This window comes from Telluria sp. RT2P19, assembly GCF_059685725.1.
Map to the genome: position 1 here is coordinate 87,297 of NZ_JCASIL010000002.1, position 22,765 is coordinate 110,061.

At 66.0% G+C, this 22,765-nt stretch carries 25 protein-coding genes; 10 read left to right on the top strand and 15 right to left on the bottom strand.

Features of this window, described 5'->3' with window-relative positions:
• Positions 1-4: 4 nt before the first annotated feature.
• The 5 genes from AC56KW_RS02505 to AC56KW_RS02525 form a co-directional block, all read right to left on the bottom strand.
• Complete coding sequence (locus AC56KW_RS02505) at positions 5-2,278, bottom strand: methyl-accepting chemotaxis protein (protein WP_497169151.1); 2,274 nt, start codon at positions 2,276-2,278, stop codon at positions 5-7.
• Positions 2,279-2,317: 39 nt separating this feature from the next.
• A complete protein-coding gene (locus tag AC56KW_RS02510; protein WP_497169152.1) occupies positions 2,318-2,863 on the bottom strand; it encodes a chemotaxis protein CheW in 546 nt (181 codons plus the stop codon).
• Positions 2,860-3,246, bottom strand: coding sequence for a response regulator (locus AC56KW_RS02515; protein WP_497169153.1), 387 nt, complete (start codon positions 3,244-3,246; stop codon positions 2,860-2,862). Before AC56KW_RS02515 ends, AC56KW_RS02510 begins: the two co-directional genes overlap by 4 nt.
• A gap of 25 nt (positions 3,247-3,271) precedes the next feature.
• The gene (locus AC56KW_RS02520) at positions 3,272-3,667 is read right to left on the bottom strand and encodes a response regulator (RefSeq protein WP_497169154.1); all 396 of its coding nucleotides are present in this window, start codon (positions 3,665-3,667) and stop codon (positions 3,272-3,274) included.
• Positions 3,668-3,814: 147 nt separating this feature from the next.
• Positions 3,815-3,967 carry a rubredoxin gene (locus tag AC56KW_RS02525; RefSeq protein WP_497169491.1) on the bottom strand — a complete coding sequence of 51 codons (153 nt, stop codon included), beginning with the start codon at positions 3,965-3,967 and terminating at the stop codon, positions 3,815-3,817.
• Positions 3,968-4,065: 98 nt separating this feature from the next.
• On the opposite strand from AC56KW_RS02525, the gene thiD reads away from it, so the two are divergent.
• Both thiD and hemL read left to right on the top strand, forming a co-directional pair.
• A complete protein-coding gene (gene thiD, locus AC56KW_RS02530) occupies positions 4,066-4,875 on the top strand; it encodes a bifunctional hydroxymethylpyrimidine kinase/phosphomethylpyrimidine kinase (protein WP_497169155.1) in 810 nt (269 codons plus the stop codon).
• 44 nt (positions 4,876-4,919) lie between these two features.
• Positions 4,920-6,218: a glutamate-1-semialdehyde 2,1-aminomutase gene (gene hemL, locus AC56KW_RS02535; protein WP_497169156.1), complete on the top strand. Its 1,299-nt coding sequence runs from the start codon at positions 4,920-4,922 to the stop codon at positions 6,216-6,218.
• Between the two features lie 129 nt (positions 6,219-6,347).
• On the opposite strand, the gene AC56KW_RS02540 is transcribed toward hemL, so the two are convergent.
• From AC56KW_RS02540 to mpl, 9 genes are all read right to left on the bottom strand, one after another.
• Positions 6,348-6,584 (bottom strand): hypothetical protein, encoded by a 237-nt coding sequence (locus AC56KW_RS02540; RefSeq protein ID WP_497169157.1) that lies wholly within the window; start codon positions 6,582-6,584, stop codon positions 6,348-6,350.
• A 27-nt stretch (positions 6,585-6,611) separates the two neighbouring features.
• Positions 6,612-7,577, bottom strand: a complete 966-nt coding sequence (gene corA, locus AC56KW_RS02545; protein ID WP_497169158.1) for a magnesium/cobalt transporter CorA — start codon at positions 7,575-7,577, stop codon at positions 6,612-6,614.
• Between the two features lie 151 nt (positions 7,578-7,728).
• Positions 7,729-8,445 carry a monofunctional biosynthetic peptidoglycan transglycosylase gene (mtgA, locus tag AC56KW_RS02550; RefSeq protein ID WP_497169159.1) on the bottom strand — a complete coding sequence of 239 codons (717 nt, stop codon included), beginning with the start codon at positions 8,443-8,445 and terminating at the stop codon, positions 7,729-7,731.
• Between the two features lie 6 nt (positions 8,446-8,451).
• Positions 8,452-9,285, bottom strand: a complete 834-nt coding sequence (aroE, locus tag AC56KW_RS02555) for a shikimate dehydrogenase (RefSeq protein WP_497169160.1) — start codon at positions 9,283-9,285, stop codon at positions 8,452-8,454.
• Complete coding sequence (locus tag AC56KW_RS02560; protein ID WP_497169492.1) at positions 9,282-10,139, bottom strand: TonB C-terminal domain-containing protein; 858 nt, start codon at positions 10,137-10,139, stop codon at positions 9,282-9,284. Before AC56KW_RS02560 ends, aroE begins: the two co-directional genes overlap by 4 nt.
• Before the next feature lie 229 nt (positions 10,140-10,368).
• A complete protein-coding gene (locus tag AC56KW_RS02565) occupies positions 10,369-12,411 on the bottom strand; it encodes a ribonuclease catalytic domain-containing protein (protein WP_497169161.1) in 2,043 nt (680 codons plus the stop codon).
• A gap of 2 nt (positions 12,412-12,413) precedes the next feature.
• Positions 12,414-13,016: a chorismate--pyruvate lyase family protein gene (locus tag AC56KW_RS02570; protein WP_497169162.1), complete on the bottom strand. Its 603-nt coding sequence runs from the start codon at positions 13,014-13,016 to the stop codon at positions 12,414-12,416.
• A complete protein-coding gene (locus tag AC56KW_RS02575; protein WP_497169163.1) occupies positions 13,013-13,615 on the bottom strand; it encodes a YqiA/YcfP family alpha/beta fold hydrolase in 603 nt (200 codons plus the stop codon). Before AC56KW_RS02575 ends, AC56KW_RS02570 begins: the two co-directional genes overlap by 4 nt.
• Positions 13,612-14,994, bottom strand: coding sequence for a UDP-N-acetylmuramate:L-alanyl-gamma-D-glutamyl-meso-diaminopimelate ligase (gene mpl / locus AC56KW_RS02580; RefSeq protein WP_497169164.1), 1,383 nt, complete (start codon positions 14,992-14,994; stop codon positions 13,612-13,614). The genes AC56KW_RS02575 and mpl overlap by 4 nt, the downstream gene beginning before the upstream one ends.
• 89 nt (positions 14,995-15,083) lie before the next feature.
• Here mpl and AC56KW_RS02585 point away from each other — a divergent pair, with 89 nt between their 5' ends.
• The 8 genes from AC56KW_RS02585 to AC56KW_RS02620 all read left to right on the top strand — a co-directional run bounded on the left by AC56KW_RS02585 (position 15,084) and on the right by AC56KW_RS02620 (position 22,060).
• Entirely contained in the window at positions 15,084-15,713 is a 630-nt protein-coding gene (locus AC56KW_RS02585; RefSeq protein ID WP_497169165.1) for a hypothetical protein, read from the top strand.
• A gap of 10 nt (positions 15,714-15,723) precedes the next feature.
• Complete coding sequence (locus tag AC56KW_RS02590; protein WP_497169166.1) at positions 15,724-16,281, top strand: TlpA family protein disulfide reductase; 558 nt, start codon at positions 15,724-15,726, stop codon at positions 16,279-16,281.
• 143 nt (positions 16,282-16,424) lie between these two features.
• On the top strand, positions 16,425-16,856 hold the full coding sequence (aroQ, locus tag AC56KW_RS02595) for a type II 3-dehydroquinate dehydratase (RefSeq protein WP_497169167.1): 432 nt from the start codon (positions 16,425-16,427) through the stop codon (positions 16,854-16,856).
• A gap of 96 nt (positions 16,857-16,952) precedes the next feature.
• Positions 16,953-17,417, top strand: coding sequence for an acetyl-CoA carboxylase biotin carboxyl carrier protein (gene accB / locus AC56KW_RS02600; RefSeq protein ID WP_497169168.1), 465 nt, complete (start codon positions 16,953-16,955; stop codon positions 17,415-17,417).
• A 112-nt stretch (positions 17,418-17,529) separates the two neighbouring features.
• Positions 17,530-18,930 carry an acetyl-CoA carboxylase biotin carboxylase subunit gene (gene accC / locus AC56KW_RS02605; RefSeq protein ID WP_497169169.1) on the top strand — a complete coding sequence of 467 codons (1,401 nt, stop codon included), beginning with the start codon at positions 17,530-17,532 and terminating at the stop codon, positions 18,928-18,930.
• Positions 18,927-19,877, top strand: coding sequence for a 50S ribosomal protein L11 methyltransferase (gene prmA, locus AC56KW_RS02610; protein ID WP_497169170.1), 951 nt, complete (start codon positions 18,927-18,929; stop codon positions 19,875-19,877). Before accC ends, prmA begins: the two co-directional genes overlap by 4 nt.
• A gap of 6 nt (positions 19,878-19,883) precedes the next feature.
• Complete coding sequence (locus AC56KW_RS02615; protein WP_497169171.1) at positions 19,884-21,107, top strand: DUF3426 domain-containing protein; 1,224 nt, start codon at positions 19,884-19,886, stop codon at positions 21,105-21,107.
• 11 nt (positions 21,108-21,118) lie between these two features.
• On the top strand, positions 21,119-22,060 hold the full coding sequence (locus AC56KW_RS02620) for a carbohydrate kinase family protein (protein WP_497169172.1): 942 nt from the start codon (positions 21,119-21,121) through the stop codon (positions 22,058-22,060).
• Between the two features lie 97 nt (positions 22,061-22,157).
• Here the strand turns inward: AC56KW_RS02620 and AC56KW_RS02625 are convergent, their stop codons facing one another.
• Positions 22,158-22,685: a YggT family protein gene (locus AC56KW_RS02625; protein WP_497169173.1), complete on the bottom strand. Its 528-nt coding sequence runs from the start codon at positions 22,683-22,685 to the stop codon at positions 22,158-22,160.
• Between the last annotated feature and the right edge of the window lie 80 nt (positions 22,686-22,765).

The following is a 22,765-nucleotide window of genomic DNA, read 5'->3' on the forward strand; positions in this document are numbered from 1 at the left end:
CCGCTCAGGATACCACGCGGAAGCGCGACACCGAATCCTTGAGCTCCTGGGCCAGGCTGGCCAGTTCATGAATCGATTGCGCGGTCTGGCGGGTGCCCTGCTGGGTATGCTCGGTCACCGACAGGATCTGTTGCATCTTGTCGGCCACGCCGGTGGCCTTGGTGGCCTGGCGCTCGGTCGCCGTCGACATGTCGCTGATCAGCTCACCCAGGCGGTTCGACACGCGCGAGATGTCCGACAGCGCGGCGCCGGCGGCGTCCGACAGGCGCGCGCCCTCGACCACGCCCTGGGTCGATTTTTCCATGGCCGCCACCGCGTCGTGGGTGTCGGCCTGGATGGTGCGCACCAGCGCGCCGATCTGCTTGGCCGCGTCGCCCGAGCGTTCCGCCAGGCGCTGCACCTCTTCGGCCACCACCGAGAAGCCGCGGCCGGCCTCGCCGGCCGACGCGGCCTGGATCGCGGCGTTCAGCGCCAGCACGTTGGTCTGCTCGGTAATGTCCGAGATCAGCTCGGTGATCTCGCCGATCTCCTGCGACGATTCGCCCAGGCGCTTGATGCGCTTCGAGGTTTCCTGGATCTGCTCGCGGATTTCCTGCATGCCGCGAATCGCGTTCTGCACCGCGGTCGCGCCCTGCTCCGCCGCCGCCACCGACTGGCGCGCCACGTCGGCCGATTCGAGGGCCGAGCGCGACACGTCGGTGATCAGGCCGGCCAGGCGCAAGGTCGTGCTCGACGCGTCCTGGATCTCGCGCGACTGCTGCTCGGCGGCGCCCAGCAACTCGGTCGACACGGTCTGTGCGCCGTTCGAGGCGCGCGCCACCTGCTCCGAGGTCTTGATGACGCGCACCACCAGCTCGCGCAGTTCCTCGACCGTGTAGTTGACCGAGTCGGCGATCGCGCCGGTGATGTCTTCCGACACCGTGGCCTGCACGGTCAGGTCGCCGTCCGCCACTTCTTGCAGCTCGTTCATCAGGCGCAGGATCGCGGTCTGGTTCTGTTCATTGGTGGCCTTGGCTTCTTCTTCCTTGGCCTGGGCCAGCTGGCGCATGGCTTCCGCTTCGCGGCGGCGTTCCTCGGCGCTGCGCGCGCGTTCGGCGGCGTCGCCCAGCATGGCGCGCGAGATGCCCAGCGCCGCCACCAGCGTGAACAGGGCGGCGCAGACGGCCAGCCAGAACCAGCCGCTGGTGCCGGCCTGGTCGCGCTGGTAGTTCTGGTGCAGCCCGGCCAGCATGACGCGCAGCTGTTCGCTGTCGCGCGAGATCACGCGCTCGGCGGCGCGCGCGCTGGCGTAGTTGGTCAGGTTGCCCAAGAGCGGGGTAATGGTGGCGACGTATTCCTGGAAGCTGTCGCGGATGCGCGCCAGGCGCAGGCGCTGCTCGAGATCGGTCAGTGGCGCCAGGCCCAGCTTGCCGCCGCCGTCGAGCAGGCCGTCGATGATCGCATTGAGCGAGGCGATGTCGCCCATGATGTAGGTTACCGCGTTCTGGGCCGAACCCGGCGTGGTGAAGGTCTGGGTGCCGGCCGACAGGCGCTGGGCCAGCGACTGCATGCTCAGCGCCGCCACCTGGCGCCGGGCGTCGGTCGATTCGTCGCGCTGCAGGCGCTCGGCGATCGCGGTCAGTTCCGGACCCACCTCTTCGTACTGGCGCAGGCTGACGCCGAAGGCCAGCAGGTTGCGCTTGTTGGAGAGGATGCTGGCGGCGGCCTTGGACGACGCGTTCCACAGCACGATCGCCTTTTGCAGGTCGGTGGCGCGCTGGCCGCTGGCGGCCGGGATGCGGCCGGTCGGCGACTGGCCGCCACGCGCCAGCAGATCCAGTTCGCGGCCGAGCTGGGTGCGGCTGTCTTCGAGCTGGGCGAAGGCGGCGGCGTCACCGCGCAGGGCGATCGGGGCCGCCTTGGCGAAACGCTGCGAGTGCATCACGGCGTCGCCGGTCACCTGGCTCTGGCCGGCCAGGCGGGCGTCGTAGGCCGAGTTCTGCCAGGCCGCCAGCATGGTCAGCAGCACGCCGCCGACGAAGGCGCCGAGCAGCAGGTTCAGGCGGCCCGGCTGGAACTGCGCGCCGAACGGGGTCGCGCGCAAGTCCTGGCCGCTGTCCGCCGCCAGCGCCTCGTTGGCGCTGCGGCTGCGAAAACCCCCGAGGCGGCGCGCGGCCGCGGTGGCCGAGCCGCCCACGTCGGGATGGGATTCCAGTGCAGACTCGCCGGCCGGCGCCGGCGCAAGGGCGGCGTCGCCCTTCGCGAAGAAGTTCGTGGTCAGTTTCGAAGCGAATCCCATTGCGGCTCCCTGTTGCTGCTATAAGTATGGTTGTATGAACTAGCGGGCCACTTGCAGGAAGCGCTGTTCCCGCACCAGCGCCGCCAGCGACAGCGGCGTCCACGTGTTGCCGTCGGCGTCGCGCAGGGCGTCGCCCGCGCGCTGCATCGCGCTTGCCTGGCGCAGGCCATGCACGTTCGACGCCAGCAAGGCGCAGTTGACGCCGAGATGCGCTGCGAACACCGCCAGGCGCGGCGTCGCGGCGCTGTCGGCCGGCGTGTCCTCGCCCAGGTAGCGCGCCAGGTCGATCACGCCCAGCAGGCTGCCGCGCACATTGGCCAGGCCGAGGTACCAGGGCTGGGTCAGCGGGACGGCGGTCAGCGGGACGGGGGCGACGATTTCGCCGACCTCGAGCAGGTCGACCAGGTAGCGCGTGGCGCCGATCGACAGGCCCAGCTGGCCGGAACTGGCGCCGGCGCCCGTTTTGGCGGCCTGCATCTTTTCGAGCAGCTGCTCCTGGTAGAGACGCAGGCGGGTGCGCCGGGCCGCGGGATCGCGCCGGCCGCCCTGTTCGCTGTCGCTGTCGCCGCCCGCCGCCGAAGTCATGCGCTCACGCCACCGGCGCTGGCCAGGGCCGCGATGCTGGCCAGCAGGCGCTCCGGATCGACCGGCTTGACCAGATAGTCCCTGGCGCCCTGGCGCATGCCCCAGATGCGGTCGGTTTCCTGGTTCTTGCTGCTGCAGATGATGACCGGCAGCCCCGCCAGTTCCGGGTCGCGCGCGATGGCGCGCGTCACCTGGAAGCCATTGGCGCCCGGCATGACCACGTCCATGAGGATCAGTTCGGGCCGTTCGGCGCGGATGCGCTCGATGGCTTCGTCGCCATTCACGGCGGTGCTGACGGCAAAGCCGTTCTTTACCAGGATGTCGGTCAGGTACAGGCGTTCGGTCGGGGAATCGTCGACGATGAGGATCTTGTTGATGGCCACTTACGGCTCCGGCTCGGTAATGATGTCAGTCCTGCGGCGCTGCGTGTTCGCGCACGGCCGCCAGCAGACTGTCTTTGGTAAAGGGTTTGGTGAGATAGGCGCTGGCGCCGACCATCGCGCCGCGCGCACGGTCGAACAGGCCGTCCTTGGACGACAGCATCAGCACGGGCGTCGCGCGAAAGCGCGCACTCTTCTTGATCAGGGCGCAAGTCTGGTAACCGTCCAGGCGCGGCATCAAAATGTCGCAAAACACCAGCGCCGGATGATGGTCGTTGATCTTGGCCAGGGCGTCGAAGCCGTCGTCGGCCAGCACCACCTGGTAACCGGCCTGGTTCAGGAAAATCTCGGCGGAGCGGCGGATCGTGCTGCTATCGTCGATTACCATGATGGTCAGGGCCGTGGATTGCGGCGAGGTCGTCATTGTCGTTTCACTTCGGCTTGAAGCGTCACGATAGCACAGGGAATCTTTCTTGTGGGCAAAGTGTTGCAACGAGTCAACTAGCCTGGAAGATGGCACCGCGCCTATAGACGAGATGCCATTATCAAGCTGATCACGTTGCTGACTTTTTTATATCGCCGTCATCTCGAAATCGTCCTTGCGCGCGCCGCATTCCGGGCATGTCCAGTTCATCGGAACGTCGGCCCAGCGTGTGCCGGGGGCGATGCCATCGTCGGGTGCACCGACTTCCTCGTCGTAGACCCAGCCACAAATCAGGCACATCCAGGTCTGGAAAGGCGCGGTGGATTCGGTACTCACAGTATTGGTCCTTGTATCTAGTAAAATGTGGAATCGGAATCCGGCATCTTAATCTACCCGACGTGCAAAACCAAACGTTCCCCCTCATCCTGAGCTTCGGCGTCTGCGATCCCGTCGGCGCCCTCGGCGTGCAGGCGGATTGCGCCGCCTTCTCGGCCCTCGGATGCCATGGCCTGTCGGCCATCGCCGGCCTGCTCGTCTCGGACAGCGCGCGCATCGAGAATATGTACGAGCTCGACAGTGACTGGATGGCCGAGCAGGCGCGTACCCTGCTGGAAGACATGCCGATCGCCGCCTTCAAGGTGGGCGCCGTCGGTTCGGCCCTGCACCTGGCCGCGATCGCCGAGATCGTGTCCGACTATCCGGACGCGCCGCTGATCCTCGATCCCTTCCTGTCGGCCCTGCCCGACGCCGGCCTGGGCGACGAAGAAATGCTGTCGGCGCTGCGCTCGATCCTGGCGCCGCAGGCCACCGCCCTGATCCTGTCCCAGCCCGAACTGGGCCGCATGGCCGAATTGTGGCGCGACGGCGCCGACGGCGAACATGGCGCGCTCGAGGAAGACGTGGCCGAACTCGTCTCCAGCGGCCTGCAATATGTGCTGGTCACCGGCAGTCGCGACGAACTTGGCACCTGCTCGAACCGCCTGTACGACGCCAGCGGCGAAGTCGCGCGGGTCGAGTGGCAGCACCTGCCCGGCCCCTTCCTGGGCGCCGGCAACACCTATTCGGCCGCCTTCACCGCCTGCATGGCGCGCGGCATGGACGCGCCGCAGGCGCTGGCGCTGGCCCAGGAATACACGAACGGCGCGCTCGAGCATGCGCAGCGCTTCGGCATGGGCAAGTTCATTCCCAGTAAATTCTTCCGTCCCTAGTCGCCTCGCGCGGACGGGTTCTTTTCCATCACGAAGCATCGATCATGACCACTGAACAATCCACCTCGCGCAACGACACCCTGTTCGCCCGCGCCCAGCAATCGACCCCGGGCGGCGTCAACTCGCCGGTGCGCGCCTTCCGCTCGGTGGGCGGCACGCCGCGCTTCATCGAGCGCGCCAAGGGCCCGTATTTCTGGGACGCCGACGGCAAGCGCTACATCGACTACATCGGTTCCTGGGGTCCGGCCATCCTCGGCCACGCCAGGCCCGAGGTGGTGAAGGCGGTGCAGGCGGCGGCCGAGAATGGCCTGTCGTTCGGCGCGCCGACCGAGGGCGAGATCGAGATCGCCGAGGAAATCTGCCGCCTGCTGCCGTCGATCGAGCAGGTTCGGCTGGTCTCGTCGGGCACCGAGGCGACCATGAGCGCGCTGCGCCTGGCGCGCGGCGCCACCGGCCGCGACAAGATCGTCAAGTTCGAGGGCTGCTACCACGGCCACGCCGATTCGCTGCTGGTCAAGGCCGGCAGCGGCCTGCTCACCTTCGGCAATCCGACCTCGGCCGGCGTGCCGGAAGACTTCGTCAAGCACACGCTGGTGCTCGACTACAACAACGTCCCGCAGCTGGAAGACGCCTTCGCCTCGATGGGCGACACCATCGCCTGCGTGATCGTGGAACCGGTGGCCGGCAATATGAACCTGATCCGCGCCACGCCGGAATTCCTGGGCCGCATGCGCGAGCTGTGCACCGAACACGGCGCGGTGCTGATCTTCGACGAGGTGATGTGCGGCTTTCGCGTGGGCCTCGAAGGCGCCCAGGGCATGTACGGCATCACGCCCGACCTGACCGCGCTGGGCAAGGTGATCGGCGGCGGCATGCCGGTGGCGGCCTTCGGCGGCCGTCTTGACCTGATGCAGAAAATGGCGCCGATCGGCCCGGTGTACCAGGCCGGGACCCTGTCGGGCAATCCTGTCGCGGTGGCGGCCGGCATGACTACCCTCAAGCTGATCCAGGAAGAAGGTTTTTATGAGAAGCTGACGGCGACCGCCGACCGCCTGGTGACGGGACTGACCGCGGCCGCGCAGGAAGCCGGCATCGATTTTTGCGGTGACTCGGTCGGCGGCATGTTCGGCATGTACTTCTCGAAGGACATCCCGGGCAGCTACAGCGAGATGATGGCGGGCGACAAGGAGCGCTTCAACCGCTTCTTCCACGGCATGCTCGAAGAAGGCGTGTATTTTGCGCCGGCCATGTTCGAGGCGGGCTTCGTGTCGATCCAGCACGACGACGCCGTGATCGACGAGACGATCGAGGCGGCGCGGCGCGTGTTCAAGCGGATCGGCTGAGGAACGGGGACGGCGCAATGCCGTCCTGCTCAATCCAGTGCCCGCTTACGCACGTGGTTCCCTTGCCCGGGCGCTTCGCCCGGGCCGCCAGCCGGTCTGGCCTTGAACTGAGGCGTCATCGTCCGCCGGCTAGCGGTTTTCGGGATCGGCGCGTCGCTCGGGAGGGTCGCCCTCTTCAAAGCCGGCGACAAACACCATGAGCAAATCGCTGGCAACCTTCTCATGCCCCGCTTCGAGCAAGCGGTTCGCCATCCTCGTCAGCGCGATCGGATCGATCTTGCCGCTGGCGTCATCGACCGCACGCCGCGTTACCTTGCCAAGCTCGAATGCCAGCTCTGCAGTTGCGGTGTTTCCTTTGTCACTCATGGACTATCCTTTCATTTGCGGCATGGTTTATTTCAGCCACCCGCGCCGGCGGAAATACCATAGCGGCGCCACGCCGCAGCCGATCATCAGCGCCACCGCGAACGGGTAGCCGAAACGCCATTGCAGCTCCGGAAACACCGTGAAGTTCATGCCATACACGCTGGCGATCAGGGTCGGCGGCAGGAAGGCGACCGAGGCCACCGAGAAGATCTTGATGATCTTGTTCTGGTTGATGTTGATGAAGCCGACGGTGGCGTCCATCAGGAAGTTCACCTTGTCGAACAGGAACGACGTGTGGCCATCCAGCGACTCGATGTCGCGCAGGATCTGGCGCGCTTCCTCGAACTGGTCCGAGTTGAGCAAGCGGCCGCGCATCAGGAAGCTGACCGCGCGCCGGGTATCCATCATGTTGCGGCGGATGCGGCCGTTCAAGTCTTCCTCGTGCGCGATGGCGTTCAGCGCGGCGGCCGCGTCCTGGTCGGTGAATTCCTTCTGCAGCACGCGGGTCGAGACTTCTTCGAGGCTTTCGTAGATGCCTTCGAGCGCGTCGGCCGAATACTCGGCATCGGTCGCGTACAGGTCGAGCAGCACGTCCATATAGTCTTCGATCGAGCCGGGCCGCGAACGGGCGCGCATGCGCACCAGGCGGAACACGGGCAAGTCGTCGTTGTGGACCGAGAACAGGATTTTGCCGGACAGGATGAAGGCCACCGTGATCACCCGCGACGGGCCGTCTTCTTCCTCGAGCAGGAAATCGGTGCGCAGGTGCAGGTCGCCGTTTTCGGCTTCGTAGTAGCGCGCCGAAGCCTCGATGTCCTGGACCTCGTCCTCGCCCGGCAGGGTTACGCCATACTTGGACTTGACCCAGGTGCGCTCTTCCTCGCTTGGGTCGGTCAGGTCGACCCAGACCGGCGCGACGTTCTCCAGGTCTTCCCGGGAAGCGATCGTTGCCTGGTTCAGGCGGCCATTCTGTAGGACAAATACGTTGATCATGCGCTCAGGTCTCGTTCGCGATTTCTTGCCGGGTCGGAAAGTAGCGCAAGTGTAACCGTTCGTCCCGCAAGGGGCCAACCCCGTACCGACAATTTCGCCCCGAACGCCTAATTAGCGGACGATCGTTCGCCTTCAGGCCCGAGCGATCGGATCAAGGCACGTCGGCGAACCGCATCTGGCGCATGATCGCGTTGGTGCGGCGCTGCAGGTAGTTGGTCGTGCCGTGCTTGTCGTAGTAGCGCGGATTGGGCAGCATCACCGCCAGCCGGGCCGCCTGGGCCTGGCTCAGGCTGGCGGCCGAGGTCTTGTAGTAGTGGCGCGCCGCTGCTTCCGCGCCGAACACGCCACGGCCATATTCGACCACGTTCAGGTAGAGCTCGAGGATGCGCTCCTTGCTCATCACCGTCTCGAGCATGAAGGCGATCACCAGTTCCTGGCCCTTGCGCAGATAGCTGCGCGAGCCGGACAGGAATAGGTTCTTGGCCAGTTGCTGGGTGATCGTCGAGCCGCCGCCGACCACCTTGCTGCGCCGGTTGTTGCGCTCGTAGGCGCGCTCGATCCCTTCCCAGTCCACGCCATTGTGCACGCTGAAATTGGCGTCTTCCGACGCCACCACGGCGCGCTTCAGGTGGCGCGAAATGCGCGCGTACGGCACCCACTGGTGCTTGAGCGTCGCGTTCGGATTCTTTTCGCGCAGCTGGGACAGCTGCTCGCGCATGAAGCTGGTCGAGCCGGGATTGAACTGGGAATACCAGCACACCATGGCGAAGAAATACAGCTGGACCAGCAGCACCAGCAGCAGCGGGCCCAGGAAGATCCACTTGATCCAGCGGCGCCCGGTCGGCGCGGCCTTGCGCGATTTAGCCATGCCTGATTATTGTTGCATCGGTTGACGCATCGACGCCAGGACCTCATCGGTGCCGGGCCGCACGCCGCGCCACAGCAGGAAGGCCTCGGCCGCCTGCTCGACCAGCATGCCCAGCCCGTCGCGCACGCTGGCGCCACGGCTCGCTGCGAATTCCATGAAGACGGTTGGTTTATTTCCGTACATCATATCCAAAGCCAGCACGCCGGGGCCGAATACCGGGGAAGGCACCGGCGGCACGTCGGCCGCCAGGCTGGCCGAGGTGGCGTTGACGACCACGTCGAAGCCGCCCTCCACGTCGGCGAAAGCGCTCACGGCCAGGCGCTGGGCGTGATCTTTGAAATCGGCCACCAGCCTGTCGGCGGTCGCCAGCGTACGGTTGGCGATGACGATCTGGCGCGGGTTTTCCAGCAACAGCGGCAGCAGCGCACCGCGTGCGGCGCCGCCGGCGCCCAGCAACAGGATGCGCTTGCCGGCCAGCGGCACGCCGGCATTGCGCACGATGTCGGCCACCAGGCCGGGGCCATCGGTGTTGTCGCCGACGATGTCGCCGTGCGCGAAGATCAAGGTGTTGACGGCGCCGGCGGCCTGGGCGCGTGGCGCCAGCCGGGTCGCCAGCGTCGCCGCTTCGAGCTTGAACGGCACGGTGACGTTGGCGCCGCGATAGCCTTCGGCCACCAGGCGCTGCACGGTGGCCGCGAACCCGTCGACCGGCGCCAGGCAGCGTTCATACGTCAGGTCCTGGCCGGTCTGGCGCGCGTAGGCGGCGTGGATCTGCGGGGATTTGCTGTGGGCGATCGGATTGCCGATGACGCAGTATTTGTCGGTCACGGGGCGGCTCATTGCCTGCCTTCGCCAAGGGTTGCCTGCATCTTGTCCTCACGGGTGAATCGGAAACGGGTAAACACTTCCCACAGGTCGTCCTTGCCCTGGCTGCGCATATTGGACGGGAAGGCGCCGAACGGCGCCGAGCGACGGACGATCTCGAGCGCGGCCTTGTCGAGGGCCGGATTGCCCGAGCTGCGCTCGACGCGCGGGCCGCCGTCCTTCAGGTACAGGGTGCCGTCCTGGAACACGGGGATATAGACCACCAGGTCGCCGTACAGCTTGCGGCCGGCCTGCTGGGGGAAATTCAGGGTGCCGATTTCCTCGATGCGCTTTTGCATCGCCTTGTAGTAGAGCGCATAGCCGACCTGGCGCGTGCTGGGCGTGATCTGGGTGCGCTTGGGCCGGCGGTTTTCTTCCTCGATGCGCTCGAAGATCTCGGCGCTGGTGCGCGAGATGGCGCGGGTGGTGTCAAGGTTGTCGTTGCCGGTGCGGGTCGGGTCGGGCTTTTCTTGCTCGGTGACGGGCGGCGCACTGAAATTGCCGCCGCTGCGGGCGCGCGTCAGCACGTTCTGCTGCAAGCGCTCGAGTTCGGCGATGCGGCGCTGCAAGGCCTTGATGCTGTCACCGTCCTCGACCTTGCGCAGGTCGGGCAGCGGCGACTTGGCCCGGCCCGCTTCCGCCGTGCCGCCGCCGTCCAGGTTGGCCTGGGCCAGTGCGTCGGCCTTGGCGGGGGCGCGGTCGTGCTTGGCGTTGACCAGCACCACTTCCAGTCCGGGATCGGCCGGCCGCTGGCGGAAAGCGTCCGGCGCGGCAAAGCGTATCGCCAGCAGCCCGGCGTGGGCAGCCACCGATACGGCCAGGGCGATCATCAGGGGACGGTTTTGGAGGAAAGACTTCACGCGCTACGGGTGGCCTGGTGGGGCAATTGAATCAGAGAATTGATCCATTCTAACCCGGCGGGGGCGGATGAGGGAGGGTGAACAATGCGGGGGCAAAGCGATGTGGTTGGTTCGATAACGTGGGGAGCTTCGGCGCGGGGCGCGGGTTCCGCCTTTGCGGGAACCCACGTTTCCTGCGCTATTCGCGCGCAGCGCGAATCTATTGCGCCGACGCTGGCGCCGGCTGCGGCGCATCCCCGGTATCGACCGCCGCCACCGCGCCTTCGGCCTCGACCACCTCGGCCACCGCGGCCTCGCCGGTGTCCGTTTCTTCTTCATAGTCGAGCGAGGCATCCGGCTCGGCCGCCGCCACTTCGAGCAGGCGCGCTTCCAGGGTCAGCTCGACTTCGTCCCAGCGCACGATGTCGAGTTTCACCTGGGCGCCGCGCGCCACCTGGGGCATGCCGGTCAGGCGCACCACCAGCGGCACGTCGACCAGGCGCACCAGATCCTCTTTCAGCACGACGGCCTCGGCCTGCTTGACGTTCTCCTGCCCCAGCCAGCGCAGGCACCAGTAGCGTTCCATGTTCTGCTGGAAGTCGTTATAGGCCGCATACGCCGCATCGAACGCCGAGACGATGGAGAACAGCGTCGCGTCGCGGTGCTTGAACGGCGCCACCAGCGGCGCCGTCACGCCATTGGATGCGCAGGCCAGGATCTGCCACTGGTTGATCAGGTCGGTGTAGCGGCGCAGCGGCGAGGTGCTCCAGGCATATTGATCCACGCCCAGGCCCTGGTGCGGCGCCGCGTGCGTGACCATGCGCACCTGCATCTTGGCGGCCCAGCCGCCGGCGCCCGGCGTCTGCGAACGGTAGATGCCCGGCACGCCCGAGTCGTGCAGCAGCTTGCCCCAGGTGCTGTTGGCGAAGATCATCAGCTCGGCCACGATCTTGTCCAGCGGCGCGCCGCGCTTGCGGCGCACGATCGAGACCACGTCGTCCTCGACGTAGAAATTGAAGTCGACCCGATTCGCCTGCTCGGGCTTGAGACCGAACGCTTCGCGCTTCTTCATGCGGCCCGCTTCGAGCTGCAGCGCCCACTGCCAGATCAGGCCCAGCTCGTCCTTGTGCGGATAGTCGCCCTCGCCGCTCTCGAGGGTTTGCTCATTGACCAGGTCGTCCAGGTCGTTGTGGCGCAGATTGCTCTTGACCGGCACCCGCTCGGCGCGGGTGGTGGTCGACTTGACGCTCCAGTCGCTCGGATCGAGCACGGCGTACAGCGACAGCGCCGGGCAATCGTTGCCCTCGGCCAGGGTGAAAGCGTTCACCACCTCGTCCGGCAGCATGGTGATCTTGTCGCCCGGCATATACACGGTGGACATGCGCGCGCGCGCGATCTTGTCGATCGCGTCGTCCGGGCGGATGCCCAGGCCGGGCGCCGCGATGTGGATGCCGACCTTGACCGTGCCGTCGTCCAGGCGCACGACCGAGAATGCATCGTCGATCTCGGTGGTGGTCACGTCGTCGATCGAGAAGGCGGCGACGTCGGCCAGCGGCAGGTCGCCTGGCGCGGTCGGGATTTCCACCGGCGCAAAGCCGGCGCCGCGCGGGAAGTTCTCGAACAGGAAGCGGCCCATATGCAGTTCCTTGGGCGAGGCCAGGCCGCCCACGTCCAGCATCAGGCGCTGCGGGCTGGTCTGCAGTTCGCTGGCCGCCGTCTCGAACGCCTTGTATTCGATGGTGTTCTTGTCGGGCTTGAACAGCAGCTGGTGCACGATCGGCTGCATCGACGGCGGCAGCTTGCCCGCCTTCAGCGCCTCGACATAGCCGGCCTGGATGATGGCTTGCTGCTTTTTCTTTTCGATGCCGGCCAGCGCCGCTTTCAGCGACTGTTCCGGCGCCGCCTTGTAGCGTCCACGGCCCTTCTTGTAGAAATAGATGGGCGAGCCGTGCAGGGCCAGCACCAGGCCGGCGGCCTCGTGCGGCAGCGGCGCGTGGCCGAAGTACTCGGCGCCGAGTTCGGCGAAACCGAACTCTTCTTCGCCGGCGACTTCCCACAGGAAATCGAGATCGACTTCGGCGACGATGGCCTTGGCCGCGTCGAGCAGGGCTTGCGGATCGGGCTTCTCGAACTGCAGCAGCACGTCGCGCGCCTTGACCTTGGTGCGCTTACCGCTCGGCATCTCCACCTGATAGGCCTCGCCCGCGTGCGACAGGATGGCGCCGACCTTGAAGTCGCCCGATTCCTCGAAAAATACGTTCATATTTACAGTATGTTCTTCATGGTTGCGGCCGCTCCCAGGTCTAGCACCGCGGGCAAGAATACCTCGGTGACCAGGAGCAGGCCTTGACGGCGGCGATAGACGCAGCGCCGCGCGTAATAAATGTTCGTGTCGGTGTCGCCCTGTTTGCCGAGCGCCGCGTGCGCACGGCGCACCAGCGGATGGACCGCAGACAGGCGCGCGAATTCCAGTTGCCCGCGCCGCACCAGCGGGTCGTAGAACAGCGTCGTGCCCAGCGAGCGCTCGCCCAGCGCCGAGAATAGCGGCCAGTCGGTGGCGTCGCAATCCATCGGCACCACCGTGTGGGCGAACACCACCGGCTTGCCGTCGCACTCCAGCAGCACTTCGCGTTCCCAGGCCCGCTGCACACGGGGCAAGCCGATCGCCGCGGCTTCGTCCACCAGGCACGGCGCGCTACGCTGGTGCAGGCGGCGCACGCGGAAGGCGGCGCTACTCGCCACCAGGCGCGCCGTCAGCGAACCGGGCGTGACCAGCCAGTCGTGCATTTGCTGTGGCGCGCGCACCGCGCTCGCGTGCGGCCGCCAGGCAGCCAGGCGGTAGGATTTGTTGCACCCTGCGCCCTTCACTGCGCCGCGTCCGCCGGGCCGAAGCCGCAGAAGGCCAGCACCTCATCCACGTACTGCGCGAATTCGGGAATCGCATGGTCGCTGCCGTCGATCACGTGCTGGCGTGCTCCCGCATAGTGGGCCACCATGTCGCGGTAGTCCAGCACTTCGTCGCCGGTCGCGGCCAGCAAGAAATAACGCTCGGGCCGCGTGATGCGTTGCGTGCGCAGCGCGGCCAGTTCGCCGACATACTCCTCGCGAAAATCGAACGGTTCGTCCGAATGCCAGGCGGTGGTCACGCCGACATGCTGCGACAGGTTGCGGGTCGGGTCGACCGAGGGATTGATGACGACCGCGCGCACGCCCAGGCGCTCGGCCAGCCAGCTTGCATAAAAACCGCCGAGCGAAGAGCCGACGATGGCTAAATGATCCGGCGCGTGGCGTTCGACCAGCCCGAGGGCCAGGTCCATCGCCGCTTTCGGCGAAGCCGGCAGCTGCGGACAGATCAGGCGTTCGCCCAGGCCAGCCTGCCCGAGCCTGTCCTGCACCACGCGCGCCTTGAACGAGCGCGGCGAGGACCGGAAACCGTGCAGGTACAGCAGATACGGGGCCGAACTCATGGCGCCAGCGCGTCCAGCAGTTTCTGGTGCACGCCGCCAAAGCCGCCATTGCTCATCACGAGGATGTGGTCACCCGGCTGGGCCTGCTGCACGATGGCTTGCACCATATAGTCGATCTGGTCGAAACTGTGCGCGATCTTGCCCAGCGGTTGCAGGGCGTCGGACAGCGACCAGCCCAGCGCCTGCTGGCTGCCGAAGCCGAACACGAGGTCGGCATCCTTCAGGCTGCCCGGCAGCGCATCTTTCATGGCGCCCAGCTTCATCGTGTTCGAACGCGGCTCGAGCACGGCCAGGATGCGTCCGCCCGTGGCGCCAGCGGCGCCGAGCTTCTGGCGCAGGCCGCCGACCGTGGTGGCGATCGCCGTCGGATGATGGGCGAAATCGTCGTACACGGTAATGCTGTTGACCACGCCGCGCACTTCCATGCGGCGCTTGACGTTCTGGAAGCGCGACAGCGAGTCGATCGCCTGCGCCACCGGCACGCCGACGTGGCGCGCGGCGGCGATCGCGGCCAGCGCGTTCGAGCGGTTGTGCTTGCCGGTCAGGTCCCAGTGCACGGTGCCCTGGAGTTCGTTATTGAACAGCACGTCGAAGCTGGCGCCGCCCGGATGCTCGACCATATTCCAGTCGACGCCGTCGGCCGAGCCGAAGCTCTCCTTCTCGCTCCAGCAGCCGCGCTTGAGCACACGGCCGATCGACGCTTCGTCGCCATTCACGACCAGCCGCCCCACGCCCGGCACGGTGCGCACCAGGTGGTGGAACTGGGTCTCGATGGCGCCGATGTCGGGGAAGATGTCGGCGTGGTCGTATTCCAGGTTGTTCAGCACCGCGGTCTTGGCGTGGTAGTGCACGAACTTGCTGCGCTTGTCGAAGAAGGCGGTGTCGTATTCGTCGGCCTCGATCACGAAGAAGTCGCTCGGCTTGTCGCCATGCAGGCGCGCCGAGACGCCGAAATTCATCGGCACGCCGCCGATCAGGAAGCCCGGCGCATAGCCCGCGTCTTCCAGGATCCAGGCCAGCATCGAGGTGGTCGTGGTCTTGCCGTGCGTGCCGGCCACGGCCAGCACCCATTTCTCGCGCAGGATGTGCTCGCCAATCCACTGGGGGCCGGAGACATATTTCAGGCCGCGGTTCAGGATCTCTTCGATCAGTGGATTACCGCGCGTCATGACATTACCGATCACATACAGGTCGGGATTGAGCGCTACCTGTTCCGGGCCATAGCCCTGGATCAGTTCGATCCCCTGGCTTTCGAGCTGGGTGCTCATCGGGGGATAGACGTTGGCGTCGCAACCGGTCACACGGTGGCCCGCCTCCTTGGCCAGGACGGCCAGGCCGCCCATGAAGGTACCGCAGATGCCGAGGATATGAATGTGCATGGATAAAATATCTAGCCAGGGGTGAATGGACGAATACGCGATTCTACCCGAGCCGCTGTCATTTTCCGTTCAAGAGTATGATCCAGGGCATGACGCCGAACTTGAACAACGATCTTCTCCAGCTGCGTAACGAGATCGCGCTGGCTGCCGCGCGCATGATTGCGCAGGATGGCGCCGATCTCGATACCGCACGCCGCAAGGCCGCCCGCCAGGTGCTCGGCGTGACCCCTTCGAGACCGAACATGATGCCCGACGACGCCCAGATAGAGGACGAGGTGCGCAAGTACCTGGACTTGTTCGGCGGCGCCGCCCATACCGAACGCCTGGCGTCCCTGCGCGCCACCGCGCTGCAGGTGATGGAAGCGCTGGGCGAGTTCAACCCCTACCTCACCGGCCCGGTGCTGAACGGCCTCGCGGCCGAGCACGACGCCATCCATCTCCAGCTGTTCGCCGACAGCGCCAAGGAGGTGCAGATCTACCTGCTCAACCGGAATGTTAATATCGACATCTCGGAAACCCCGCATTTCAAGGGGGGCCGCCATGCACCGGTCGAGACCGTGAGTTTCCCGTGGATGAAAGAGACGGTGCATGCCGAGCTGTATGAATACCAGGACTTGCGCGGCGCGCTCAAGCCGCGCGCCGACGGCCGCCCGCAGCGCATCGACACTGCCGGCCTGCGCGCCCTGATCGGGGCGGACAACAAGACTGATACTGAGTGAAAGCTGAAGAATGAACAAGAAACACCTCGCTGCCTACGCGGCCGTCGCCGTGCTGTTCGGCGTGATGGGCGCCATGGTGGCGCTCTACAAGAAGCCGGCGCCGGTGGCGCCGGCCACCGTCGCCACCGAAGGCCAGGTCACCAATCCGGTGACCAACCTGTATGCACAGTCGCTCAACGACCTCGAAGGCAAGCCGCAGCCGCTGGCGCAGTGGCAGGGCAAACCCCTGCTGGTCAATTTCTGGGCCACCTGGTGCGGGCCTTGCGTGCGCGAGATGCCCGAGCTGTCGCACCTGGCCGGCGAAGACGGCGGCAAGCGCTTCAACGTCATCGGCATCGGCATCGATTCGCCGACCAATATGAGCGAATTCGCCGCCAAGATGAAGATCGCCTATCCGCTGTACGTGGGCGGCATGGGCGGCACCGAGCTGTCGCGCGGATTCGGCAATACCAACGGCGGTTTACCGTATACCGTGCTGATCGGCGCCGATGGCCAGGTCATCAAGACGTATCTCGGCGAACTGAAGTTCGACGAATTACGCGCCGACCTGGCGAAACTGGGGTCGTGAACCCGACTTTGGCCAGCGGGATTACGAACGACCGTACGATTCTAAATGCCGCCAATTCCTCGTATCGACGGGCTATTTTACTGCTTGCCAATAGCTGAGCTAGGCGGCACAATGCCTGACTTTCGGGCTTCCAGACTCTCACCATGGCGAAAAAGCTACTGCTGCTGAACGGCCCCAACCTCAATTTATTGGGGACGCGGGAACCGGCGGTGTACGGCACGACCACGTTGGCCGACATCGAAGAAGCGGCGGTTGCGCAGGCGAATGAAGCCGGCGCGGCGCTGGAATACTTCCAGAGCAACCATGAGGGAGCGTTGATCGACCGCATCCATGCCGCCCGTACCGAGGGCGTGGATTTCATCGTCATCAACCCTGGTGGCCTGACCCATACCAGCGTAGCCCTGCGCGATGCGTTCGCCTCGGTGGCCATTCCTTTCGTCGAGGTGCATATTTCAAATGTCCACCAACGCGAATCCTTCCGGCACCATTCCTACCTGTCCGGCATTGCGCGCGGCGTGATCTGCGGGCTGGGAGTGGACGGATATCGGTTTGCCATCGACTTCGCACTTAAATAGCGTTAATCTACGTCAACTTCATGTAACAGCGGCCGCACGGTGCATTTTGGGTGCAACGGCCTGCTCTCTAAAACGAATAATTCCAAGGGGTTTCACATGGATCTACGAAAACTCAAGACCTTGATCGACCTGGTCGCTGAATCGGACATCGCAGAACTCGAAGTGACCGAGGGCGAAAGCAAGGTTCGCATCGTCAAGTCGTCCGCAATCCCGCAGAACCAGATGGTCATGCTGCCGCATCAAGGCGTCCAGCAATACTCGGCGCCTGCACAAGCGCCTGCGGCTCCTGCCCCTGCAGCCGCACCGGCCGTCGCCGCCGAGCCGACCGGCCATGTGGTCAAGTCGCCGATGGTCGGCACCTTCTACCGCTCGTCGGCCCCTGGCGCGGCCGCCTTCGTCGAAGTCGGCCAGAGCATCAAGGAAGGCGATACCCTGTGCATCATCGAAGCGATGAAGCTCCTGAACGAAATCGATGCCGACCTCTCCGGCACCGTCACCAAGATCCTCGTGGAAAACGGCCAGCCGGTCGAATTCGGCCAGCCACTGTTCGTGATCGGCTGATCTGCCTTTAAAGCAGACGGCGCGCAAGCCGCGCTGCCTGCTTACCTCCATGACGTGTCCGGCGCCGCTTGTATTCCAGCCGCGCCGGTTTTCACTGAATACCGGACCTACCATGTTTGAAAAAATCCTCATCGCCAACCGTGGTGAAATCGCGCTGCGTATCCAGCGCGCCTGCCGCGAGCTGGGCATCAAGACGGTCGTCGTGCACTCCGAGGCCGACAAGGACGCCAAGTACGTGAAGCTGGCCGACGAATCGGTCTGCATCGGACCGGCGCAATCGAGCCTCAGCTACCTGAACATGCCCGCGATCATCAGCGCGGCCGAAGTGACCGACGCCGAGGCGATCCACCCTGGCTACGGCTTCCTGTCTGAGAACGCCGACTTCGCCGAGCGCGTCGAGAAATCCGGCTTCGTCTTCATCGGCCCGCGCTCCGACTCGATTCGCCTGATGGGCGACAAGGTCTCGGCCAAGCAGGCGATGATCCGCGCCGGCGTGCCGTGCGTGCCGGGCTCCGACGGCGCCCTGCCGGACGATCCGAAAGAGATCGTGCAGACCGCGCGCCGCGTCGGCTATCCGGTCATCATCAAGGCCGCCGGCGGCGGCGGTGGCCGCGGCATGCGCGTGGTGCATACCGAAGCGGCGCTGCTGGGCGCCGTGCAGATGACCAAGACCGAGGCCGGCACCGCCTTCGGCAATCCTGAAGTCTATATGGAGAAGTTCCTGGAAAATCCGCGTCACGTGGAAATCCAGATCCTCGCCGATGAACACAAGAACGCCGTCTGGCTGGGCGAACGCGACTGCTCGATGCAGCGCCGCCACCAGAAGGTGATCGAGGAAGCGCCGGCGCCGGGCATCCCGCGCAAACTGATCGAAAAGATCGGCGACCGCTGCGCCGAAGCCTGCCGCAAGATCGGCTACCGCGGCGCCGGCACCTTCGAATTCCTGTACGAGAACGGCGAGTTCTACTTCATCGAGATGAACACCCGCGTCCAGGTCGAGCACCCGGTCACCGAGATGATCACCGGGATCGACATCGTCCAGGAACAGATCCGCATCGCCTGCGGCGAGAAACTCCGTTTCCGCCAGCGCGACATCATGTTGTCGGGCCACGCGATCGAATGCCGCATCAATGCCGAGGATCCGTTCAAGTTCACCCCGTCGCCAGGCCGCATCACCGGCTGGCACCCGCCGGGCGGCCCTGGCATCCGTGTCGATTCGCACTCGTATGCGGGCTACTATGTGCCGCCTCATTACGACTCGATGATCGGCAAGGTAATTTCGTACGGTGCGACCCGTGAGCAGGCGATCCGCCGCATGCAAATCGCGCTCTCCGAAATGGTGGTCGAGGGTATCCTCACCAATATTCCGCTGCATCGCGAACTGATGGTCGACGCCCGGTTCATCGAAGGCGGCACCAATATCCACTACCTGGAGCAGAAACTGGCCGCCAAGCCCGACCTGCCGAAGGAAACGGCGCTCGGCGCCAAATCGGAAGCCAAGGTACAAGAATGAGCTGGACTGAAGTCGTCATCGAGATCGCCCGCGACCACGCGGAAGCGCTGTCCGACGCCCTGATGGAAGCCGGCGCGCTGTCGGTGTCCGTCGAGGACGCCGACGAGGGCACCGAAGACGAAAAACCCCTGTTCGGCGAGCCGGGCATGGAACCGACCCAGGCGGCCTGGGACCACAGCCGCGTCGTGGCCCTGACCGATACGGATGCCGACCAGCTGGCGATCGTCACCGAAGCCGCGCAGGCGATCCGGCTCGACATCGTGCCGGCCTTCACCACCCGCAAGGTCGAAGACGCCGACTGGGTGCGCCTGACGCAGTCGCAGTTCGAGCCTATCCACATCGGCAAGAATATCTGGGTCGTGCCGAGCTGGCACGAGGCGCCCGATCCGTCCGGCCTGATCCTCGAACTCGATCCGGGCCTGGCCTTCGGCACCGGCAGCCATCCGACCACCCGTCTGTGCATGGAGTGGCTCGAGGCCCATCCGGCGCCGGGCAAGTCGGTGCTGGACTACGGCTGCGGCTCGGGCATCCTGGCGATGGTGGCCAAGAAGCTCGGCGCGCACGACGTCGCCGGTGTCGACATCGATCCGCAGGCGATCGAGTCGGCGCGCGCCAACGCCGAACGCAATAACGTCGAGATCGACTACTACCTGCCCGACACCTTCGCCGCCTCCGGCAACGAGCGTCATGCGGGTGGCAAATTCGATATCGTGGTGGCCAATATCCTGTCGAGCCCATTGAAGCTGATGGCGCCGATGCTGGCCGGCCGCGTGGCCGCTGGCGGTTCGCTCATCCTGTCGGGCGTGCTGGCGCGCCAGGCCGAAGAAGTCGCCGCCGCCTACGCGCCTTTCATCAAGCTGGGCGTCTGGGCCGAGCAGGACGGCTGGGTTGCCCTTCACGGCACGCTTGGCCAGGACAGCGCGCCGCCGCCCCGCTCCCAGGGCTAGGCCGGCATGGCGCTCGCCACCCAATGTCCCCACTGCGGCACGCTGTTCCGCGTCGCCGCGGACCAGCTCAAGCTGCGGGGGGGCATCGTGCGCTGTGGCGCGTGCCAGCAAGTCTTTGACGGCAATACGGGGCTGGTCGACCTGACCGCCCCGCCGTCTTCTCCTGCTCCCCCTTCTCTTCCTGCGCCAGGCGCCGGACCGGCCGCCACGCAAGACGCGCCCGAGACCGGCGCCGCCGGTGCTCCCGATACCGATCAAGACGGCGAAGAGCCGATCTACACGCTCGAATTCGACCGTGCGCTGTCGCCCTACGGCATCCTGCCGCATGCCTCGAATGCACAGGACGACGAGCCGGAGGTGGCGGTGGAGGCCGAACCCGCACCTGCCCCTGTGGCCGACCTCCAGGTCGATGAAGAGATCGTCGCGGCCCCGCCGCCGGACGCTGGCCACGATCACGACGACGCACCCGGGCCGGTCGAAGAAGCGCTGGCGAGCGCCGAGCCCCCGGCGCCGCGCCAGCCGGCGCCAGACGCGCCTCCACTGCTGCTGCGCGAATCGGCCGGCGGCTCGCCGCCGATCGTCTCGCCCGCCGCGCTGCCCCCCCCCCCAAAACCCGCGCGCACCCGCGCCGCCGAAGCCCGTGCGCGCCGTTCCAAGCTGACCCCGACCCGGATCGAAGACACGCCCAGGCTGCGCGTGCCCGAGATCGACGAACCCGAGTTCGTGCGCCGCGGCCGCCAGCGCGAGCAGTCCGGCAAGGCCGTGCGCATCGCGCTGGTCGCCGGCAGCGTGCTGTTGCTGGTGGCGCTCGTCCTGCAGGCGATGATGAGCTCGCGCGACGTGCTGGCGGCACGCTATCCGGCCCTGCGTCCGGCCCTGGCCTCGACCTGCGCCGTGTTCGGCTGCAAGGTCGGCCTGCCGGCGCGGCCGGACGCGCTGGTGATCGAAACCGGTGAGCTGATCACCCTGGGCGGCAACGCCTATACCCTGAGCACCGTGCTGCGCAACGGCGGCGACCTGGCGCTGGCCTGGCCCAGCATCGAGCTGACCCTGAACGACGCCGACGACCAGCCGCTGGTGCGGCGCGTGTTCGGCCCGCGCGACTACGCGCCCCAGGCCGCAACCGCCCCCACCGGCTTCGGTGCGCGCGCCGAGCAGCCGGTCAAGATCCATTTCAGGCTGGAAGGACTCGAACCTTCCGGCTACCACATTGCCGTTTTCTACCCCTGAAGGCCCACCCCATGACCAAAACCGCCCTGATCTGCGGCTCGCTCGCATTCGACAAGATCATGCAATACCACGGCCGCTTCGGCGACACCCTGCTGGCAGACCAGCTGCACCGCGTGAACGTGTCGTTCCTGGTGCCGACCCTGCGCACCGAATACGGCGGCTGCGCGGCCAATATCGCCTACAACCTCAAGCTGCTGGGCGGCGAACCGCTGATGATGGGCACCCTGGGCATGGACGGCGGCGACTACCTGAAGCGCATGGAAGAACAGGGGCTGCAGACGCGCGGTATCCGTACCATCGCCGACGCCTATACCGCGCAGTGCTTCGTCACCGCCGACCAGGACAACAACCAGATCAACGCCTTCCACCCGGGCGCGATGCAGTTCTCGCATCAGAACAACGTGGCCGACCAGGGCCCGCTGCGGGTCGCGATCATCTCGCCGGACGGCCGCGATGGCATGATCAAGCACGCGCGCGATTGCGCCGAACAGAAGATCCCGTTCATGTTCGATCCGGGCCAGCAGCTGCCGATGTTCTCGGGCGACGAGCTGCTCACCTTCATCGGCCAGGCCAGCTACCTGGCGTGCAATGACTACGAATTCGAGATGGTGATGGACCGCACCGGCTTGAGCCAGGCCGAGATCGCGGCGCGCCTCGACGCGCTGATCATCACGCGCGGCGCCGAAGGCTCGGACATCCACGCCGGCGGCGAGCACCACCGCATTCCAGCCGTGCAGGCCGCCAACGTGGTCGACCCGACCGGCTGCGGCGACGCCTACCGCGCCGGCCTGCTGTTCGGCATCACCAATGACCTGGACTGGGCCACGAGCGGCCGCATCGCCAGCCTGCTGGGAGCGATCAAGATCGCCTCGCAGGGCGGCCAGAATCACGGTTTCACGCCGCAGGAGTTCGACCAGCAGTTCGAGGCGGCGTTCGGGTTCAAGTTCCGCTGATGACGCGGGCCGTGCGATGGCACGGCCAGGTCGTCACGGGATAAAAAAAATGGCCTTGCGTATGCAAGGCCATTTGCATTTGGCGCAGCGACGGCGGCTAGAAGCCGAACACCTGCCGCAACACGAACAGCAGGATCTGGATCAGCACCAGCGCCACCAGCACCGACAGGTCGATGCCGCCGATCGGCGGGACCACGCGCCGGATCGGACGCAGCACCGGCTGGTTGAGTGCGTGCACGAACGGCGCCAGCGGGGCGTTCGGGTTCACCCAGCTGAAGATCGCCTCGATGATCAGGAGCGCCATGAAGCCATACAGGATCCAGTTCAGGAAGCGGTGCAGCGCATACAGCAGCATCATCTCGCCGCTGCCGCCGCGCAGCAGCAGGAGCGCGCTGGCCACCAGCACCACCAGGAAGGCGCCGATCAGGCTCGCCCAGTCGTAGCCCCGGGTACCCGGCACCACGCGCCGCAGCGGCATCACCAGCCAGTCGGTAATGGTGTGCACGAACTGGCGGATCTGGTCGGGCAGGCGCACGCGGATCGCGTTCGTCCAGAAGCGCAGCAACAGCACGCCCCCCAGCAAGCCTGCGACGATATCGACGATAAACTGAAGAATGGACAGCACGGACTCTCCTCAAAAAAAAACCGCTGTGCGAACAATCACACAGCGGCATTGTGCCTGAAGCAGACCCGACTTGCCATGCG

Coding starts and splice junctions, on each gene's coding strand:
- AC56KW_RS02590 (WP_497169166.1), top strand. CDS start 15,724: ATGAACAAGAAACACCTCGCTGCCTACGCGGCCGTCGCCGTGCTGTTC.
- AC56KW_RS02575 (WP_497169163.1), bottom strand. CDS start 13,615: ATGAGTTCGGCCCCGTATCTGCTGTACCTGCACGGTTTCCGGTCCTCG.
- mtgA (WP_497169159.1), bottom strand. CDS start 8,445: ATGGCTAAATCGCGCAAGGCCGCGCCGACCGGGCGCCGCTGGATCAAG.
- accC (WP_497169169.1), top strand. CDS start 17,530: ATGTTTGAAAAAATCCTCATCGCCAACCGTGGTGAAATCGCGCTGCGT.
- accB (WP_497169168.1), top strand. CDS start 16,953: ATGGATCTACGAAAACTCAAGACCTTGATCGACCTGGTCGCTGAATCG.
- prmA (WP_497169170.1), top strand. CDS start 18,927: ATGAGCTGGACTGAAGTCGTCATCGAGATCGCCCGCGACCACGCGGAA.
- AC56KW_RS02505 (WP_497169151.1), bottom strand. CDS start 2,278: ATGGGATTCGCTTCGAAACTGACCACGAACTTCTTCGCGAAGGGCGAC.
- AC56KW_RS02525 (WP_497169491.1), bottom strand. CDS start 3,967: ATGTGCCTGATTTGTGGCTGGGTCTACGACGAGGAAGTCGGTGCACCC.
- AC56KW_RS02620 (WP_497169172.1), top strand. CDS start 21,119: ATGACCAAAACCGCCCTGATCTGCGGCTCGCTCGCATTCGACAAGATC.
- AC56KW_RS02510 (WP_497169152.1), bottom strand. CDS start 2,863: ATGACTTCGGCGGCGGGCGGCGACAGCGACAGCGAACAGGGCGGCCGG.
- aroQ (WP_497169167.1), top strand. CDS start 16,425: ATGGCGAAAAAGCTACTGCTGCTGAACGGCCCCAACCTCAATTTATTG.
- corA (WP_497169158.1), bottom strand. CDS start 7,577: ATGATCAACGTATTTGTCCTACAGAATGGCCGCCTGAACCAGGCAACG.
- AC56KW_RS02560 (WP_497169492.1), bottom strand. CDS start 10,139: ATGATCGCCCTGGCCGTATCGGTGGCTGCCCACGCCGGGCTGCTGGCG.
- aroE (WP_497169160.1), bottom strand. CDS start 9,285: ATGAGCCGCCCCGTGACCGACAAATACTGCGTCATCGGCAATCCGATC.
- AC56KW_RS02540 (WP_497169157.1), bottom strand. CDS start 6,584: ATGAGTGACAAAGGAAACACCGCAACTGCAGAGCTGGCATTCGAGCTT.
- AC56KW_RS02565 (WP_497169161.1), bottom strand. CDS start 12,411: ATGAACGTATTTTTCGAGGAATCGGGCGACTTCAAGGTCGGCGCCATC.
- AC56KW_RS02615 (WP_497169171.1), top strand. CDS start 19,884: ATGGCGCTCGCCACCCAATGTCCCCACTGCGGCACGCTGTTCCGCGTC.
- AC56KW_RS02585 (WP_497169165.1), top strand. CDS start 15,084: ATGACGCCGAACTTGAACAACGATCTTCTCCAGCTGCGTAACGAGATC.
- AC56KW_RS02520 (WP_497169154.1), bottom strand. CDS start 3,667: ATGACGACCTCGCCGCAATCCACGGCCCTGACCATCATGGTAATCGAC.
- mpl (WP_497169164.1), bottom strand. CDS start 14,994: ATGCACATTCATATCCTCGGCATCTGCGGTACCTTCATGGGCGGCCTG.
- hemL (WP_497169156.1), top strand. CDS start 4,920: ATGACCACTGAACAATCCACCTCGCGCAACGACACCCTGTTCGCCCGC.